Source organism: Natrinema soli (assembly GCF_028618695.1).
Genome location: NZ_JAQIVI010000367.1, coordinates 1 through 1,186, shown reverse-complemented (window position 1 = coordinate 1,186; position 1,186 = coordinate 1). Strand labels below are relative to the sequence as shown.

Below are 1,186 nucleotides of genomic sequence, written 5' to 3'. Positions count from 1 at the left end.
CGAGTTCGTCGACGGCGACGGCACCGGCCGCACCGGTTTTGAACGGGTTCATGCTGGCACCGTCGATGAGCGCGAGCGGCTCGCCGCTCTCGGCGTCGAAAAGCGGCGTCACGAACCACGCGTTAGGTCCGGAAAAGCCGGACGTGTACATGTAGCCGCCCATCGCGCCCGTCTCGGGAAGGATGGCCGAGTAGTTCGTGAGTTTGCCGTCGGGGTCCTCCCGGCGGAAGGTCTGTCGCGGCAACGCCGGCGCGTCTTCGCCGCGCTGGCGGTAGCCGTCGCGGACGACGTCGACGTATTCGGCCGGCGCGGCGAGCCCTTCGACTTCGTCGCTGGTGAGAAACAGCGTGTCCGTCATTGCTCGAGTATCACAGGCGACGTAGAAAAAGACACCCGATCCCGATCGGTGGCGGCGAAAGCGACGCGAGCGTGCGAGTCCCGACCGGCGAGGCGAAACGCCGGGCCAGCGGCCGGTCACTCGGTCTTCAGAACCCGGTCGATCATCTCCTCGGACATCGTCTCGAGGAGTCGATCGCCGCTCGTGAGCTCGCGCATCACGAACCGCGAGGAGGTCTCGTTGACGCCTTCGATGGCGACGATCTCGTCGATGAGCTCGTTCAGCTGTTCGTGGTTCTGGACGCGGGAGATGATCATGAAGTCGACGTCGCCCATGGTGTAGTAGACCTGCTGCACGCCGTCGACTTCGACCAGTTCGGTGCCGATTTCGTCCGCGTAGCCGCTCTCGTGGGAGACGGAGACTTCGGTGATAACGACCATCGCCATCCCGAGCGCGCGGGGATCGATGGTCGCGGAGACGTCGGTGATCACGTCGCTCTCTTTCAGTCGGTTCAGGCGGTAGTGGATCGTCGACTTCGAGAGGTCGAGGTCCGCCGCGAGCTCTTCGAGGTTCTTCTCGTCGGACCGCTCGAGCTGTCTGAGTATCTTGAGGTCGTTTTCGTCCAGATCGGGTGTCGCGTCCGTGTGGTTCATGGGGAGTCCTTCTGACTGGGAGTTGATAAGTGCCCGTATTCGGGGAAACGAGCGGTTCGGTTCAGAAGACGGCCTCGATCGCGTCGTCGAGCGCGTCGACGGCCGTCTCGATCTCGTCGGGGGTCGCACACAGCGGCGGCGCGAGGATAACCTGCGTCGACGGGCGACCGGCGCCGACGAGGACGCCGCGATCGCT

At 64.5% G+C, this 1,186-nt stretch carries 1 protein-coding gene and 1 pseudogene; both read right to left on the bottom strand.

Features of this window, described 5'->3' with window-relative positions:
- Window positions 1-358 (bottom strand): annotated as a pseudogene (locus PGX04_RS20965) (ornithine cyclodeaminase family protein); the annotation flags it as partial.
- A gap of 116 nt (window positions 359-474) precedes the next feature.
- On the bottom strand, window positions 475-990 hold the full coding sequence (locus PGX04_RS20960; protein WP_273740285.1) for an Lrp/AsnC family transcriptional regulator: 516 nt from the start codon (window positions 988-990) through the stop codon (window positions 475-477).
- Window positions 991-1,186 lie beyond the last annotated feature (196 nt).

What these genes read in the sequence shown, in the direction of transcription:
- PGX04_RS20960 (WP_273740285.1), bottom strand. Translation starts at nt 990, where the DNA reads ATGAACCACACGGACGCGACACCCGATCTGGACGAAAACGACCTCAAG.